Below are 14,877 nucleotides of genomic sequence, written 5' to 3'. Positions count from 1 at the left end.
AGTCAGTCGCAGACCTGGTGTTCCACGCGGTGGCGGATGTAGGAGTCCGGATGGGACCGGGCCGTCGCCACCGCGGCGTCCACCAGGTCGTGCAGCTCCGGCGGGTAGGCCGACTTCCGGAGCGGCAGTCCGGGGAGGATGCAGCGCCGGACGTCCAGGTCCTCGTTGCCCACGAACTCCCGCAGGGCGGCCTCGCGCCACTCGGCCCGGACCGCCGGGCCGTCATCCGGATCCGCCCGGACGGCGGCGTTCGGGTCCTGTGCCCGTACGAGGGGCTGCCGCAGGGGCAGGGCCGACCAGTACCAGGCCCGCGCGGCGCCCGCGCGTTCCGGGTCCGTGCCCGTCCGCAGGTATCCGAGCAGCGCGGCCTGGACGCGTACGTGCCCGAAGGCGTTCACGGCCGGCTCGACGAACTGGCGGTTGAAGCTCGGATCAAGATCGCGGACGCCGGCCTCGACCAGCGCGCCGAAGGCCTCCTCGGGCAGGTCGATGCCGCGGCGGCAGGCCTCACGCAGTGCCGCCCGGGCGTGGCGCTCCCAGGTTCGTCGATCACCGGGATCCGGCTCATGAGCGACATCGAGCCCGAGGATCCGGACGACGTCCGCCAGAGACCTGTAGAACGGCTCCCGCCGGTCCTCCGTACGCCCCGGAAGTGCCATGAAGCCCTGTACCGCAGGCGCCGTCTTTCCGGCTGTCGTCCCGTTCCCGTCCTCGGCCACCCGTCGCTCCCCTGTCGTAGGCCTTGCCGTACGTGCGTGATCCGGAGTTCGTCCCGGATGGCAAGCTTGAAGCATGAACGATGCCGCCCCGGCGCCCACCCCCGCGCCCGCGCCCCGCCGTCCCCGTGTCCGTGCCCCCGAGCTGATCGGCAAGGGCGGCTGGCTCAATACCGGAGAGAAAGAGCTCACCCTCGCCGACCTGCGAGGGCGCATCGTCATTCTCGACTTCTGGACGTTCTGCTGCATCAACTGCCTGCATGTCCTCGACGAGCTGCGCGAGCTCGAGGAGAAGCACCGCGACACCGTGGTGATCATCGGGGTGCACTCGCCGAAGTTCGTGCACGAGGCCGAGCATCAGGCCGTCGTGGACGCCGTCGAGCGCTACCAGGTGCACCACCCCGTCCTCGACGACCCCGAGCTCGCCACCTGGAAGCAGTACGCGGTGCGCGCGTGGCCGACGCTCGTCGTCATCGACCCCGAGGGGTACGTCGTCGCTCAGCACGCCGGCGAGGGACACGCGCACGCCATCGAGAAGCTGGTCGAGGAGCTCGAGGCGGAGCACGCCGCGAAGGGCACGCTGCGCCGCGGCGACGGCCCCTATGTCGCTCCGGAACCGGTCGCCACCGACCTGCGCTTCCCCGGCAAGGTCCTGCTGCTGCCCTCCGGGAACCTCCTCGTCTCCGACTCCACCCGGCACCAGCTCGTCGAGATGGCGGCGGACGGCGAGAGCGTCGTGCGCCGCATCGGCGACGGAGAGTTCAACGAACCGCAGGGACTCGCCCTGCTGCCGGACGGGCGGGTCGCCGTGGCCGACACCGTCAACCACGCCATCCGCGCCTACGACCCGGCGACCGGCTCGATCGAGCTGCTCGCCGGGACCGGGAAGCAGTGGTGGCAGGGCTCACCCACCTCCGGGCCCGCGCTCGAGGTGGCCCTCTCCTCCCCGTGGGACGTGGCCTGGTGGGAGGGCCGGCTGTGGATCGCCATGGCCGGGGTGCACCAGCTGTGGACGTACGACCCCGAGCAGGGCACGGTCCAGGTCGCGGCAGGCACCACCAACGAGGGCCTGGTCGACGGGCCCGCCGCCGAGGCCTGGTTCGCACAGCCCTCCGGGCTCGCGGCCACGGAGGACCGGCTGTGGATCGCCGACTCCGAGACGTCCGCGGTCCGCTGGATCGACCGCGACCTGCGGGTCCACACCGCCGTCGGCACCGGACTCTTCGACTTCGGGCACCGCGACGGCGACGCCGGGCAGGCACTGCTCCAGCACCCGCTGGGGGTCACCGCGCTGCCCGACGGGTCGGTCGCCGTCAGCGACACCTACAACCACGCGCTGCGCCGCTTCGACCCCGCGACCGGCGAGGTGACGACCCTTGCGACGGATCTGCGCGAGCCCAGCGCGGCGGTGCTGGTCGGCGACGACATCGTGGTCGTGGAGTCGGCCAGGCACCGGCTGACGCGGCTGCGGCTGCCCGACGAGGCGGTACGGGTGGAATCGGTCGCGCACCGTACGCAGCGGGCGGCGACCGACGTCGCGCCCGGCGCCCTGCGGCTCGATGTGGTCTTCGAGGCCCCGGCCGGCCAGAAGCTGGACACCCGGTACGGGCCGTCGACGCGGCTGCTGGTCTCCTCGACCCCGCCCGGGCTGCTGCGCGCGGGGGAGGGCGCGGGGACGGACCTGAGCCGCGAGCTGGACATCGACCCGGCGGTCGGGGAGGGCGTGCTGCACGTCTCCGCGATGGCGGCGTCGTGCGACGACGACCCGGAGAACGAGTACCCGGCCTGCCACGTCCACCAGCAGGACTGGGGCGTTCCGGTGCGGGTCACGGCCGAGGGCGCGACCCGGCTGCCGCTCGTGCTGGCGGGGATGGACCGGGAACGGTAGGAGCTGTTCAGCAGGGGCCGGCTCGGTGGAGCCGGCCCCGTGGGGCCCGCTGAGCAGGGGACGCGGGAGCGGTCAGTGCTCCTTGGCCGCCTCCTGGAGGCCCCGCATCAGGTCGTCCTTGTTCATGCACGGCTGGATCTCGACCTGCGCCCCGAGCCGGTGGAAGAGCGGTTCGAGGAAGACCGGCAGCTGGGCGCTGTCCTGCATGTCGAACACGATGACGCAGGAGCGGCAGCCCTGGTGCGGGCTGAAATAGGCCGCCTCCGGCTCGAGCCGGCCGAGGATGCGGCCCCAGATCTCCTGGACCTGTGCCATGTCGGTCAGCTCGTTGGTCTGCTTCGTGTCCATGACGGCCCGCAGCATCATCCTCATGACGGTCGCTCCGATCGTGTCGTGCCGAGTGGGCCCCCCTGCCGCACCCAGCGTCGACCGCCCCGGACGCGGCGGCAACATCTCCTACGCCGCTCCGGTGGGTGCGGGCACCGCCGCGATCGGCCTTCGTGAAGGCCCTGGCAACCGTCCGCACGCCGGCCGCGGCCCCGGTGAGCGGGGTCGCGACCGGCGGCCGTCCTCAGCCCTCCAGGAAGGCCGCGAGCGCGTTGGCGAGCAGGAACGGGTCGTCCGCGCCGCAGAGCTCACGGGCGCTGTGCATCGACAGGATGGCGACGCCGATGTCGACGGTGTGGATACCGTGCCGGGCGGCCGTGATCGGGCCGATGGTGGTGCCGCACGGCATCGCGTTGTTCGACACGAAGGTCTGCCACGGCACGCCGGCCTTCTCGCAGGCCGCGGCGAAGTGGGCCCTGCCCTGGCCGTCGGTGGCGTAGCGCTGGTTGACGTTGACCTTGAGGATGGGGCCGCCGTTGGCGCGCGGGTGGTGGGTCGGGTCGTGCCGCTCGCCGTAGTTGGGGTGGACGGCGTGGCCGGTGTCGGACGACAGGCAGACGGTTCCCGCGAAGGCGCGGGCCCGGTCCTCGAAGCTGCCGCCGCGGGCGAAGACCGAACGCTCCAGCACCGACCCGAGCAGCGGGCCGTCGGCGCCGGTGTCCGACTGGGAGCCGTTCTCCTCGTGGTCGAAGGCGGCGAGGACGGGGATGAAGGGCAGGTCGGCGGAGGCCGAGACCGCGGCCAGCGCGGCCGTTCCGGCGTGCACGGAGACGAGGTTGTCCATCCGCGGCCCGGCGAGCAGTTCGCGGTCGCGTCCCAGATAGGCGGGCGGTTCGACGGAGTGGGCCATCAGGTCCCAGCCGGTGACGTCGCCCTCGGGGATGCCGGCCTCCGCCTCGAGGAAGCGGATCAGATCGCCCTCCTCGACCTCTCCGAGCCCCCAGATCGGCTGCATGTGGCGCTGCCGGTCGAGCTTGAGGCCGTCGGTGTTGACGGAGCGGTCCAGGTGGACAGCGAGCTGCGGTACGCGCATCAGCGCCCGGTCCACGTTGACCAGCCGGTGGGTCCCGTCGCGCAGCGTGAGCCGGCCGGCGATCCCCAGGTCGCGGTCGAGCCAGGTGTTGAGGAGGGTGCCGCCGTAGATCTCGACGGCGACCTGCCGCCAGCCGTACGCGCCGGTGTCGGGCAGGGGCTTGACCCGCAGGTTCGGCGAGTCGGTGTGGGCGCCGACGATGCGGAAGGGCGTGTGGGCCGAGGCGCCTTCCGGCACGTACCAGGCGATGAGGGCCCCGCCCCGCAGGACGTACCTGCCGCCGGTGGTCCCGTCCCAGGCGTCCGTCTCGAGGACCTGCCGGAAGCCGGCCTTCTCGAGCCTTTCGGCAGCCGCGGCGACCGCGTGGTACGGCGTGGGTGCTGCCGTGAGGAAGGACATGAGGTCGTCGGTGTGGCCGCGATCGAAGCGGGCAGGTTCGCTGCTCATGGGTTCACCTTAACGAGGGGGTAAGTTGCCCGGTCGTCCATCTGTGACACCTGGTCCACAGCGTGCCGGCGACGGCTGGAAACGGTTGCCGTGACGGTCAGGCGGGGCAGGGGCCAGCGTATCGAGGGGACGCGGCAGGGCCGCCGTCCGAGGAGTCGGACGGCGGCCCTGTGACGGTCCGGACAGGCGCCTAGAAGGCGGCCTCGTCGAGGTCCATCAGCGAACCGTCGACGTTCTCGGCGAGCGCGCGCTCGACGGAGACGCCGGGGAGGACGTTGGCGGCGAAGAACTTCGCCGCCGCGATCTTGCCCTGGTAGAACGGCACGTCCTTGGTGGAGGCGGTCTCGAGCTTCTCGGCGGCGACGGCCGCGCCGCGCAGCAGCAGGTAGGCGACGACCACGTCACCGGAGGCCATCAGCAGGCGGGTGGTGTTGAGGCCCACCTTGTAGATGTTCTTGACGTCCTCGCCGGTGGCGATGAGGTCGTTCGTCATGGTGCCGACGATCGCCTCGAGGTCCACGGCGGCCTTGGCCAGCGCGTCGCGGGCGGCGGCCAGCTCCTCGCCGCCGGTGCCCACGGCGAGGAACTTCTTGATCTCCTCGGAGAGGGCGTTCAGCGCCTGGCCCTGGTCCCGGACGATCTTCCGGAAGAAGTAGTCCTGGCCCTGGATGGCGGTGGTGCCCTCGTAGAGGGTGTCGATCTTGGCGTCGCGGATGTACTGCTCGACCGGGTACTCCTGGAGGTACCCGGAGCCGCCGAAGGTCTGCAGCGACTGGGCGAGCTGCTCGTACGACTTCTCGGAGCCGTAGCCCTTGACGATCGGCAGGAGCAGGTCGTTCAGCGCGACGAGCGACTTGGTGTCCTCGCCCGCGGTCTCCTTGAGGGCGATCTCGTCCTGGATGGAGGCGGTGTACAGCACGAGGGCGCGCATGCCCTCGGCGTACGCCTTCTGCGTCATCAGGGAGCGGCGCACGTCGGGGTGGTGCGTGATGGTGACCTTGGGCGCGGTCTTGTCCGCGAAGTTCTTCAGGTCCGGGCCCTGCACGCGCTCCTTGGCGTACTCCAGCGCGTTCAGGTAGCCGGTGGACAGGGTGGCGATGGCCTTCGTGCCGACCATCATCCGGGCGAACTCGATGATCATGAACATCTGGCGGATGCCGTCGTGCTTGTCACCGATCAGCCAGCCCTTGGCGGGGTGCTGGTCGCCGAACGTCATCTCGCAGGTGTTGGAGGCCTTGAGGCCCATCTTGTGCTCGACGTTCGTCGCGTAGACGCCGTTGCGCTCGCCCAGCTCGCCGGTCTCCCAGTCGAAGTGGTACTTGGGCACGAGGAAGAGGGAGAGGCCCTTGGTGCCCGGACCGGCACCCTCGGGGCGGGCGAGGACGTAGTGGAGGATGTTCTCCTCCATGTCGTGCTCACCCGAGGTGATGAAGCGCTTCACGCCCTCGATGTGCCAGGAGCCGTCCTCCTGCTGGATCGCCTTGGTGCGGCCGGCGCCGACGTCCGAGCCGGCGTCCGGCTCGGTGAGGACCATGGTGGAGCCCCAGCGCTTCTCGACGGCTATCTCGGCGATCTTCTTCTGCGCCTCGTTGCCCTCGTCGAAGAGGACGCCGGCGAAGGCGGGGCCGGAGGAGTACATCCAGACGGCCGGGTTCGAGCCGAGCAGCAGCTCCGCGTAGGCCCAGATCAGGGAGCGGGGCGAGGTGGTGCCGCCGATCTCCTCGGGCAGGCCCAGGCGCCAGTACTCGGAGTCCATGAAGGCCTTGTAGCTCTTCTTGAAGCTCTCGGGGACCGGCGCGGTGTTGGTCGCGGGGTCGAACACCGGCGGGTTGCGGTCGGCGTCCGCGAAGGACTCGGCGAGCTCGTTCTCCGCGAGGCGGGCGATCTCGTCGAGGATCGACTTGGCGGTGTCGACGTCCATCTCCGCGAACGGGCCGGTGCCGTACAGCTTGTCGCGCCCGAGGACCTCGAAGAGGTTGAACTCGATGTCGCGGAGATTCGACTTGTAGTGCCCCATGGCGACGGCTCCGTAAAGATCGGAAGTCTGGATTTCTCATCCACGTACCAGCAAGTAGCTACGATGATGCTACCCGTCGGTAATAAGATGCAACCCCTATCGGGGCAACTGTGACTCGTTACTCTTGCGGGCATGTACGGCTACGACCAGACCCCGGGCGCTCAGCAGCAGCAGTACGTGCCTCAGCAGCCCTCCTACGGGGAGCAGCCTCTGTACCCGGAGCCGTCGCCGCCGTCGCTGGCCGACGCGGTGCGGGCGTTCACGACGGGGTCGATGGCGGCCGAGGACTTCCAGCAGATCTTCGCCACGTCGAAGGTCTACTGCCCGCGTGGCGACAACCCGGGATTCCTGGCCCTGCACAACACGCAGCAGCCGGTGATCCCGATGTTCACCTCGCTCAAGGAGCTGCGCCGGTACGCCGGCAAGGAGTCGAAGTACTTCGTGATCACGGGTGCCGAGGTGATCGACCTGCTGCCGACGGGCTACGGCTTCGTGCTGGACATGGAGGGCGACCACCGGATGGTCTTCGACGCGAAGGCCGTCGAGCAGATGGTCGACTTCGCGATGCGGCGGATGTACGGCTAGCCGTCACCGCTCCGCGCACGTCGGTGGCCCACCGCGGGCCGTGGTCGCGCCCCGTTTTCGCGCCCGGGAGGAATTCCTCCCGGGCGTTCTCCGTTTGTGGTGGCAGAAAGTTCATTGTTCAACTAAAGTCGTCGCACAAGGAGGTCCCGCCATGCCCGCAGTGACTGTCGAGAACCCGATCACCCTGCCGCGCGTCGCCGCGCCCGCCGAGGCGCTCCCGCGGCCCGTGCTGGCCGTGACCACGGCCCCGAGCGGCTTCGAGGGGGAGGGTTTCCCGGTGCGGCGCGCGTTCGCCGGGATCAACTACCAGTACCTCGACCCGTTCATCATGATGGACCAGATGGGCGAGGTGGAGTACGCGCCCGGCGAGCCGAAGGGCACGCCCTGGCACCCGCACCGCGGCTTCGAGACGGTCACGTACCTGATCGACGGCACCTTCGTGCACCAGGACAGCAACGGTGGCGGCGGAACCATCCAGAACGGCGACACGCAGTGGATGACCGCCGGCAGCGGCCTGCTCCACATCGAGGCCCCGCCGGAGCAGCTGGTGACCTCGGGAGGGCTGTTCCACGGCCTCCAGCTGTGGGTGAACCTGCCCGCGCGCGACAAGATGATGGACCCGCGCTACCAGGACATCCGCGGCGGCCATGTGCGCCTGCTGACCTCCCCCGACGGCGGCGCCCTGCTCCGGGTGATCGCGGGCGAGCTCGGCGGCCATGAGGGCCCCGGGATCACGCACACCCCCATCACGATGGTCCACGCGACCCTGGCCCCGGGTGCGGAGATCACCCTGCCGTGGCGTGAGGACTTCAACGGCCTCGCGTACGTCCTCGCGGGCCGCGGCGCCGTCGGGCGGGAGCTGCGGCCGGTGCGGACGGGGCAGACGGCCGTCTTCGGCGACGGCGGATCGCTGACCGTGCGTGCGGACGAGTCGCAGGACTCGAACACGCCGGACCTGGAGATCGTGCTGCTCGGCGGACAGCCGATCAGGGAGCCGATGGCGCACTACGGTCCGTTCGTGATGAACACCGAGCAGGAGCTGCGGCAAGCCTTCGAGGACTTCCAGCGGGGCCGTCTCGGCACCGTCCCGGCGGTCCACGGCATGTAGCCGCCCGACGGACCCGCCGACCTCCGGGCTGCCCGCTCACGAGGCCCCGCCGTCCGTTTGACGGGGCGTCACCCGTGCGGACCGGATGGGCGGGACGGGGTCGGGCGGCCGTGGTCGGGTGGGGCTGTGCCCCAGTCGAAGCCGCTGCTGCCCGAGCCCATGAAGCGCCTCGCCGCCTGGTGCGCCGTCGCGCTGCTCGTCACCGGGGTCGCGGCCGTCGGGATCTGGCTCGTCGTCAGGTTCCAGACGGCCGTGACGCCCGTGCTCCTCGCCCTGCTCGGGACCGCGCTGCTGGGGCCGCTGTACCGGCGGCTGCTCCGGATGAAGGTGCAGCAGTCGCTGGCCGCGGGACTCACCTGCGTCGCCGTCGTCGCCGTGGTCGGGGGCGCGGTCTACATCGTCGTCAGCGCGCTGATCGAGACCGGTGACCAGATCGTCGCCTCCCTGCGGCAGGCCGCGTCCGACCTCTCACGGCACTTCGGAGCCGCCGGGACCTCGCTCGACGATCTGGCGTCGAACGCCAGGGAACTGCTCGGCAAGTTCGGCGGCACGGCGGCCTCCGGTGTGATCTCCGGGCTGAGCGTGGTCAGCGAGATGATCGCGATCGCCGTCCTGGCGCTGTTGCTGATCTTCTTCTTCCTGCGGGACTCCGACCGGGCCGTCGGGGCGCTGCGCTCCGTCGCGCCGGGTGACGGCGGCGAGCTCGTCGAGGCCATCGCGCGCCGTGCCTTCCGCGGCGTCGAGGGCTTCATGCGCGGGACGACGTTCATCGCGCTGATCGACGCCCTGTGCATCACACTCGGCCTGCTGGTCCTTCGGGTGCCCGGGGCGGTCGGACTCGGCGCGCTCGTCTTCGTGGGCGCCTACATCCCCTATCTCGGGGCGTTCATCTCCGGCGCGGTCGCCGTCCTTGTCGCTCTCGCCGACCGGGGGTTCGTCATCGCCCTGTGGGCGTTGGGGGTGGTGCTGGCCGTGCAGGTCCTGGAGGGGCATGTGCTCCAGCCGATGATCCAGAGCCGTACCGTCCATATGCATCCCGCGGTGGTACTGCTGGCGATCACGGCGGGGGCGAGCCTCGCCGGCGTCCTCGGGATGCTTCTCGCCGTGCCCGTGACCGCCGCCGTGTTCGGCGCCGTCCGCGAGCTCCGGGCGCGCTACGGCACCGGGACCGGCGAGATGGGCGGGCCCGGGCCGTCACCGGGTGCGGCCGGCTCGCCCGGCTCGTAGAGCTCGAACCAGATCGACTTGCCCTCGCCCCTCGGGTCCACGCCCCAGTTGTCCGCCAGCATCTCCATCAGCAGCAGTCCGCGTCCCGAGGAGGCCATCTCGCCGGGGCGGCGGCGGTGGGGCAGCTCGTCGCTTGAATCCGTGACCTCCACGCGCAGCCGCCGGTCCGGGGCGCCGTGTGCCACCTCGGCGACGATGAGCGCGTCGCCGTCGGTGTGGACCAGCACGTTCGTGACCATCTCCGAGACCATCAGGACCGCGGAGTCGATCTGTTCCGTGTCCTGCCAGTCGTGGAGCAGTTCGCGCAGATGGTGCCGGGCGGCCGCGATCCGCTCCGGCTGTGCCTGGGCGACGGCCATCGCGGTACGGCGCGGGGCGGGGCGGGACGGGTGTCCCTCCCGGCACAGCAGCACCAGCGCGATGTCGTCCTCGCGCCGGTCGGCGAGCGGCCCGGTCGTGTAGTGGGACGACGGCCCGTGAACGGCCTGCACCAGGTCGTCGGCGAGGTCCTCCAGCGACTTGCCGGAGTGCTCCTCCAGGACGCCGCGCAGTCTGGCCCAGCCGGTGTCGAGGTCGTGCCCGCCGGTCTCGAGGAGGCCGTCCGTGCAGATCATCAGCGTCTCGCCGGGCTCCAGCAGGAACCGGGTCGTCGGGTAGTCGGTGTCCGGGTCGATGCCCAGCGGAAGCCCGCCCTCGGTGGGGCGCAGCAGCACGGTGCCGTCCGAGGTCCGCACGGCCGGCTCGGGGTGCCCGGCGCGGGCGATCTCGACCAGGCCGGTGGCCGGGTCGACCTCCAGATAGAGGCAGGTCGCGAAGCGGGGGCTCGAGCAGTCGCCCTCCGCGTAGGTGTCGGTGATGCCGTGCAGGAACCGGGAGGCCCGCGAGAGGACGGCGTCCGGCCGATGGCCCTCCGAGGCGTACGCGCGCAGGGCGATACGCAGCTGACCCATCAGCCCGGCGGCCCGTACGTCGTGTCCCTGGACGTCCCCGATGACCAGGGCGGTGCGCCCGGAGGGGAGCGGGATCATGTCGTACCAGTCGCCGCCGACCTGGAGTCCGCCGCCGGTCGGCACGTACCGTGCGGCCACCGCCATGCCCGGGATCTCCGGGCCGAGCTGCGGCATCATCGAACGCTGCAGTCCGAGCGAGAGCTCTCGCTCGGTCTCCGCGACCTCGGCGCGCGCCAGCGCCTGGGCGAGCATCCGGGCGACCGTGGTGAGGACGGAGCGCTCGTCGGGCGTGAAGGCGACCGGGTGGCGGAAGGCCGCCATCCAGGCGCCCATGGTCCGGCCGGCGACGATCAGGGGCAGGAACGCCCAGGACCTGCGGCCGAAGCGCCGGGCCAGGGGCCAGGTGACGGGGTAGCGACGGCGGTAGTCGCCCGGTGTCGGCAGATAGACCGCACGGCCCGTGCGCACCACTTCGGCGGCCGGATAGGCGGTGTCCAACGGCAGGTCCGTGAACGGCTGCTCGTCCTCCGCGCTGTGCCCGTGGTGGCCGGTGATCGTCAGATGGTCGCCGGCCACTCCGAAGACCGCCAGGCCGTCCGGCGAGAAGCCGGGCATGGACAGGGAGGAGGCGACCCGCAGCACCTCGGCCGTGGACCGGGCCTCCGCGAGGGCGCGGCCCGCGTCCAGCAGGAACGCCTCACGGTGCCGCCGCCAGTCGCCGGTGACCGGGGTCTTGGCGGCCGTCGTGCCCGGATGGGGCTCCGCCACCTCCTGGAGGGTGCCCACGAGCACGTAGCCCTCGCCCTCCGCGCGCGGCTTGGTGCGGCTGCGGACCGTGCGCAGCACCCGCCCGCTTCCGTCCACGACCCGGAGCCTGGCCTCTGCGAGGGTGCCCTCGGCGACGGCCACGGAGATGACGCCGTTGATCTCGCCCCAGTCGACGGGGTGGAAGCGGGCGCGTACGGCGGATGCGGGAGCCTCACCGGCTCCGGCGGGGAGATCGATCAACCGGGCGGCCTCGGCGTCGAGGGTGACCGTGCCCGACGTGGTGTCCCATCGCCATACGCCGGTCGCGATCGCGGCAAGAACATCCTCCGTGCCCATTGGTTCACTTTATTCCGATCATCGCGGTTATGACGTGCCGGGAGGCTGTCGCGTCTATGTCAATGGGCGGCGGGGAGGCCGGGCGGTAACCTTGCAACGGTTGTGCCCACCCCTAACCGCTAAGACTGGATGAACGACGATGCATCGGTACAGGTCCCACACCTGCGGCGAGCTCCGCGCCTCTGACGTCGGAGCCGACGTCCGGCTGAGCGGCTGGCTGCACAATCGCCGAGACCTGGGCGGCATCCTCTTCATCGATCTGCGCGACCACTACGGCATCACGCAGCTCGTCGCCCGGCCCGGCACGAAGGCCGCGGAGGTGCTCGACAAGCTGACGAAGGAGACCGTCGTCCGCGTCGACGGCAAGGTCGTCTCCCGCGGCGCCGAGAACGTCAACCCGGACCTGCCGACCGGCGAGATCGAGGTCGAGGCCGCCGAGGTCGAGATCCTGGGCGCGGCCAAGCAGCTTCCGTTCACCGTCAACACCGACGACGGTGTGAACGAGGAGCGCCGGCTGGAGTACCGCTTCCTCGACCTGCGCCGCGAGCGCATGCACCGCAACATCATGCTGCGCACCGCGGTCATCTCCGCCATCCGGCACAAGATGACCGCGCTCGGCTTCAACGAGATGGCGACCCCGATCCTCGCCGCGACGTCCCCCGAGGGCGCCCGCGACTTCGTGGTGCCCTCCCGCCTCAACCCGGGCAAGTTCTACGCGCTGCCGCAGGCCCCGCAGCAGTTCAAGCAGCTGCTGATGATCTCCGGCTTCGACCGCTACTTCCAGATCGCGCCGTGCTTCCGCGACGAGGACGCCCGTGCCGACCGCTCCCCCGGCGAGTTCTACCAGCTCGACGTCGAGATGAGCTTCGTCGAGCAGGAGGACGTCTTCCAGCCGATCGAGAAGCTGATGACGGAGCTCTTCGAGGAGTTCGGCGGCGGCCGCCACGTCACCTCGCCCTTCCCGCGGATCCCGTTCCGCGAGGCGATGCTGAAGTACGGCTCCGACAAGCCGGACCTGCGCGCCAAGCTGGAGCTCGTCGACATCTCCGACGTCTTCGCCGGCTCGGAGTTCAAGGCCTTCGCCGGCAAGCACGTCCGTGCCCTGGCCGTGCCGGACACCGCCGACCAGCCGCGTAAGTTCTTCGACGGCCTCGGCGACTACGCCGTCGAGCAGGGCGCCAAGGGCCTCGCCTGGGTGCGCGTCGGCAACGACGGTGCCCTGACCGGCCCCATCGCCAAGTTCCTCACCGAGGAGAACGTCAAGGTCCTCACCGAGCGCCTGGGGCTCGCCGCGGGCCACGCGGTCTTCTTCGGCGCGGGCGACTTCGACGAGGTCTCGAAGATCATGGGCGCGGTCCGCGTCGAGGCCGCCAAGCGTGCGGGCCACTTCGAGGAGAACGTCTTCCGCTTCTGCTGGATCGTCGACTTCCCGATGTACGAGCGGGACGAGGAGACCGGCAAGATCGACTTCTCGCACAACCCGTTCTCGATGCCGCAGGGCGGCCTCGAGGCCCTGGAGACGAAGGACCCGCTGGACATCCTCGGCTGGCAGTACGACATCGTCTGCAACGGTGTCGAGCTGTCCTCCGGCGCGATCCGGAACCACGAGCCCGAGATCATGTTCAAGGCGTTCGAGATCGCGGGCTACTCCCGCGAGACCGTCGAGCACGAGTTCGCCGGCATGCTCCGCGCCTTCGAGTACGGCGCCCCGCCGCACGGCGGCATCGCCCCCGGCATCGACCGCATCGTGATGCTGCTCGCCGACGAGCCGAACATCCGCGAGACGATCGCGTTCCCGCTCAACGGCAACGCGCAGGACCTGCTGATGGGCGCGCCCACCGAGCTGGACGAGGCCCGTCTGCGCGAGCTGAACATCCAGCTGCGCAAGCCGGTCGCCAAGTCCGGCGAGTAGCGGCCCGCACGGCACCGCACGAGGAAGGGCCCCGGAACCTGATGGTTCCGGGGCCCTTCTTCGTGTCCGGAGGCAACCCGACAAGGACGCCACAGCGTTCAACCGGTGTGGAACACCGAACGGGACGGCGGGGAACGGATGCGCGGCGGGCGGGGCGAGCGCGACTTCGAGGAGTTCGTCGCCGCGCGCGGCCCCAGGCTGCTGCGGGTGGCATGGCTGCTGACCGGCGACGCGCACCTCGCGGAGGACCTGCTGCAGACCGTGCTGGCACGGGTCTGGCCGAAGTGGCACCGGATCGCGGGGGACCGGCCGGAGGCGTACGTCCGCAAGGCCCTTGTCCACACCCACGCCTCCTGGTGGCGCAGACGCTGGCGGGGCGAGGTCCCGCACGGCGTGCTGCCGGACCGGGCAGGGGAGACGGACGCGTACGAGGGCGTGGACCTGGAGCAGTCGCTGGCCGCGGCCGTACGGCGGCTGCCCGTGCGGCAGCGGGCCGTGGTGGTGCTGCGCTACTTCGAGGACCTGAGCGTCGAGGACACGGCGGCGGCCCTGGGCTGCGCCCCCGGCACCGTCAAGAGCCAGGCGGCCAAGGCGCTGCGCACCCTTCGGGACGCGCTGCCGGCCTTGGTGGAAGGCGGTGAGCGCTGTGGCCGGCCCTGATGACACCGGAGGTCAGCAGCCTGGCGGCAATGACGCCGTGGATGCGGACGAGTCCGAACTGCGCATCCTGCTCGAGCGGGCGGTGCCCCGGCTGCCCGCACCCACGGAGCGGATGCAGCGGGTACGGGAGCGCGTCGCCCGTCGTCGGCGCTCGCGCCGCGCCGCAGGAGCGGCGGCGGGCGCGGTATCGGCCCTCCTCGTCGCGGGGACGCTGCTGCCCGGTGTCACCGGGGGCGGCGGCGGGTCCGCGCTCCCGGCCGCGTCCGCTCCGCTCCCGCCCTCCGGCCCCCACGTGGTGAAGCTCCGCCACGACGGGCCGGCCGGTCTGCTCCTGCTCCTGCCGGCCTCCTGGGACTTCCTCGAGGCGGAGGCGGACCCCCGGCAGAAGGCGACCGCCCGTGGATACGCCGCCACACAGCCGCTCGCCACGTATGACCGGCCCTGTTCCGGGGACCCGTGGGGCTGTCCGCCGGTGAAGACGCTCAAGGGGGGAGGGGCGCTGCTCGTCGTGACCGTGGAGCAACCCGGACCGTTGGGCAAGAAGGCGCTGCGACCGCCCGTCCTGCACGAATCGGGCACCGTCCCGCCCGGCTGTCGCGCGATCGGCGGCGTACGGGCGCTCAGCGGTCTCATCGGCGGCCCGAACACCGGGGACCCGCTCGCCACGGCACACCTGTGCCTGGCCGAGGACGCCGACAGGGCCCTGGGTGAAGCACGCCACATGATCGCCGGGGCCCGTTTCGTACCGGCGGGGGCGGACACCGGACCCACGCCACCGCCCCCGGGCAGCACGCCCGGGCAGGACGGCGACCACGTGCAACCCGAGGACTGAGAGGCCCGTAC

The 14,877-nt window shown here is 71.2% G+C and carries 12 protein-coding genes; 7 read left to right on the top strand and 5 right to left on the bottom strand.

The window, feature by feature from the left end:
* Positions 1 to 2 precede the first annotated feature (2 nt).
* Complete coding sequence (locus tag SPRI_RS18200; protein WP_238996230.1) at positions 3 to 719, bottom strand: hypothetical protein; 717 nt, start codon at positions 717 to 719, stop codon at positions 3 to 5.
* A 73-nt stretch (positions 720 to 792) separates the two neighbouring features.
* On the opposite strand from SPRI_RS18200, the gene SPRI_RS18195 reads away from it, so the two are divergent.
* Positions 793 to 2,604, top strand: coding sequence for an NHL domain-containing thioredoxin family protein (locus SPRI_RS18195; protein ID WP_005314716.1), 1,812 nt, complete (start codon positions 793 to 795; stop codon positions 2,602 to 2,604).
* A gap of 72 nt (positions 2,605 to 2,676) precedes the next feature.
* Here the strand turns inward: SPRI_RS18195 and SPRI_RS18190 are convergent, their stop codons facing one another.
* From SPRI_RS18190 to SPRI_RS18180, 3 genes are all read right to left on the bottom strand, one after another.
* Positions 2,677 to 2,976: a hypothetical protein gene (locus SPRI_RS18190; RefSeq protein WP_037774155.1), complete on the bottom strand. Its 300-nt coding sequence runs from the start codon at positions 2,974 to 2,976 to the stop codon at positions 2,677 to 2,679.
* A 199-nt stretch (positions 2,977 to 3,175) separates the two neighbouring features.
* On the bottom strand, positions 3,176 to 4,471 hold the full coding sequence (locus SPRI_RS18185; protein ID WP_005314713.1) for a M18 family aminopeptidase: 1,296 nt from the start codon (positions 4,469 to 4,471) through the stop codon (positions 3,176 to 3,178).
* Positions 4,472 to 4,661: 190 nt separating this feature from the next.
* Positions 4,662 to 6,488 (bottom strand): acyl-CoA dehydrogenase, encoded by a 1,827-nt coding sequence (locus SPRI_RS18180; protein WP_005314712.1) that lies wholly within the window; start codon positions 6,486 to 6,488, stop codon positions 4,662 to 4,664.
* A gap of 132 nt (positions 6,489 to 6,620) precedes the next feature.
* On the opposite strand from SPRI_RS18180, the gene SPRI_RS18175 reads away from it, so the two are divergent.
* The 3 genes from SPRI_RS18175 (at position 6,621) to SPRI_RS18165 (ending at position 9,408) form a co-directional block, all read left to right on the top strand.
* Entirely contained in the window at positions 6,621 to 7,073 is a 453-nt protein-coding gene (locus SPRI_RS18175) for an SseB family protein (protein WP_005314710.1), read from the top strand.
* A 151-nt stretch (positions 7,074 to 7,224) separates the two neighbouring features.
* Complete coding sequence (locus tag SPRI_RS18170) at positions 7,225 to 8,181, top strand: pirin family protein (protein ID WP_005314709.1); 957 nt, start codon at positions 7,225 to 7,227, stop codon at positions 8,179 to 8,181.
* Between the two features lie 159 nt (positions 8,182 to 8,340).
* Positions 8,341 to 9,408 carry an AI-2E family transporter gene (locus SPRI_RS18165; RefSeq protein ID WP_078535497.1) on the top strand — a complete coding sequence of 356 codons (1,068 nt, stop codon included), beginning with the start codon at positions 8,341 to 8,343 and terminating at the stop codon, positions 9,406 to 9,408.
* On the opposite strand, the gene SPRI_RS18160 is transcribed toward SPRI_RS18165, so the two are convergent.
* Entirely contained in the window at positions 9,336 to 11,462 is a 2,127-nt protein-coding gene (locus tag SPRI_RS18160) for an ATP-binding SpoIIE family protein phosphatase (RefSeq protein WP_005314707.1), read from the bottom strand. The genes SPRI_RS18165 and SPRI_RS18160 overlap by 73 nt on opposite strands.
* Before the next feature lie 139 nt (positions 11,463 to 11,601).
* Here SPRI_RS18160 and aspS point away from each other — a divergent pair, with 139 nt between their 5' ends.
* The 3 genes from aspS (at position 11,602) to SPRI_RS18145 (ending at position 14,866) form a co-directional block, all read left to right on the top strand.
* Positions 11,602 to 13,374, top strand: a complete 1,773-nt coding sequence (aspS, locus tag SPRI_RS18155) for an aspartate--tRNA ligase (protein ID WP_005314706.1) — start codon at positions 11,602 to 11,604, stop codon at positions 13,372 to 13,374.
* Positions 13,375 to 13,512: 138 nt separating this feature from the next.
* The gene (locus SPRI_RS18150; RefSeq protein ID WP_037776518.1) at positions 13,513 to 14,034 is read left to right on the top strand and encodes a SigE family RNA polymerase sigma factor; all 522 of its coding nucleotides are present in this window, start codon (positions 13,513 to 13,515) and stop codon (positions 14,032 to 14,034) included.
* Positions 14,035 to 14,071: 37 nt separating this feature from the next.
* Positions 14,072 to 14,866 (top strand): hypothetical protein, encoded by a 795-nt coding sequence (locus tag SPRI_RS18145; RefSeq protein WP_158685173.1) that lies wholly within the window; start codon positions 14,072 to 14,074, stop codon positions 14,864 to 14,866.
* The last annotated feature ends 11 nt before the right edge of the window (positions 14,867 to 14,877 follow it).

This window comes from Streptomyces pristinaespiralis, from assembly GCF_001278075.1.
Lineage (GTDB): Bacteria > Actinomycetota > Actinomycetes > Streptomycetales > Streptomycetaceae > Streptomyces > Streptomyces pristinaespiralis.
This window is presented reverse-complemented; position numbering and strand designations above follow the sequence as displayed.